Here is a 1,400-nt window from a genome sequence, read left to right on the forward strand (position 1 = left end):
AAGACCAATAAATCAAGTAGCGAGTTGGTACCTAAACGGTTGGCACCATGCACACTAACGCACGCACACTCACCGATTGCATAAAGACCTTTAACGACGTTGCCTTTGGCATATAGACCGTCTTCATCGGTACCCGCTTCTAGATCCGGTACAATCACTTGACCATGAATGGTGGTTGGAATACCGCCCATCATATAGTGAATGGTTGGGATAACTGGAATTGGCTCTTTAGTGATATCAACGTTGGCAAAGTTTTTACCAATCTCAAAGACTGATGGTAAACGCTTCATAATGGTGTCAACACCCAAATGGGTCATATCCATTACGATATGGTCAGCATTTGGACCACAGCCGCGACCTTCTTTGATTTCTTGGTCCATTGAACGTGATACCAAATCACGCGGTGCCAAGTCTTTTACGGTTGGCGCATAACGCTCCATGAACGCTTCGCCATCTTTATTACGTAAGATAGCGCCTTCACCGCGGCAACCTTCGGTCAATAGTACGCCGGCACCATGAACGCCCGTTGGGTGGAACTGCCAGAATTCCATATCTTGCAATGGAATGCCTGCACGAACCGCCATGCCAATACCGTCACCCGTATTGATATAAGCGTTGGTAGAAGCCGCAAAGATACGACCAGCACCGCCTGTCGCTAATACAGTAATTGGCGACTGGAATACCGCAACCGTACCAGTTTCTTGCTCAAGCGCGATAACGCCATTGATGTTACCGGCGTCATCTTTGATCAAATCAAGGGCGATCCACTCGATAAAGAACTCAGTACCTTGCTGGAGGTTTTTCTGATAAAGCGTATGCAATAGCGCGTGACCCGTACGGTCAGCAGCAGCACAAGCACGTTGTACAGCTTTTTCGCCATAGTTTGAGGTATGACCACCAAATGGACGCTGATAAATGGTGCCATCTTCGTTACGGTCAAACGGCATACCCATGTGCTCAAGCTCATATACTACTTTTGGCGCTTCGCGGCACATGTACTCAATGGCGTCTTGGTCACCTAACCAATCTGACCCTTTCACGGTATCATAAAAGTGAAAGTGCCAGTTGTCATTACTCATGTTACCCAAACTTGCGCCGATACCGCCCTGCGCTGCAACGGTGTGCGAACGGGTTGGGAATACTTTGGTCAAGACTGCAACCTTCATGCCCGCTTCGGCCAAATGCAATGAAGCACGCATACCTGAGCCGCCGCCACCAACGATGACCGCGTCATAGTTCAGGGTTTTAATATTGCTAATGGTATTATCTTGTCTAGTTGCCATTACGGTTTTCCTAATGCCTGTTAATGCTTAGAAGTAAATAAAAAGGCTGATGTCTATGTTGGTTTCTGTCTTATCATGCGGCAACGTCGGCTAATATTTGCGCTCACGCTACTGACA

The 1,400-nt window shown here is 47.6% G+C and carries 1 protein-coding gene; it reads right to left on the reverse strand.

What is annotated here, in order from left to right; translation table 11 throughout:
* Positions 1-1,283 (reverse strand): FAD-dependent oxidoreductase (locus V7D75_RS01375; protein ID WP_333613102.1); only part of this gene is annotated, 1,283 nt, incomplete at its 3' end.
* Between the last annotated feature and the right edge of the window lie 117 nt (positions 1,284-1,400).

It is taken from the genome of Psychrobacter sp. (assembly GCF_036731945.1).
Taxonomy (GTDB): Bacteria; Pseudomonadota; Gammaproteobacteria; order Pseudomonadales; family Moraxellaceae; genus Psychrobacter.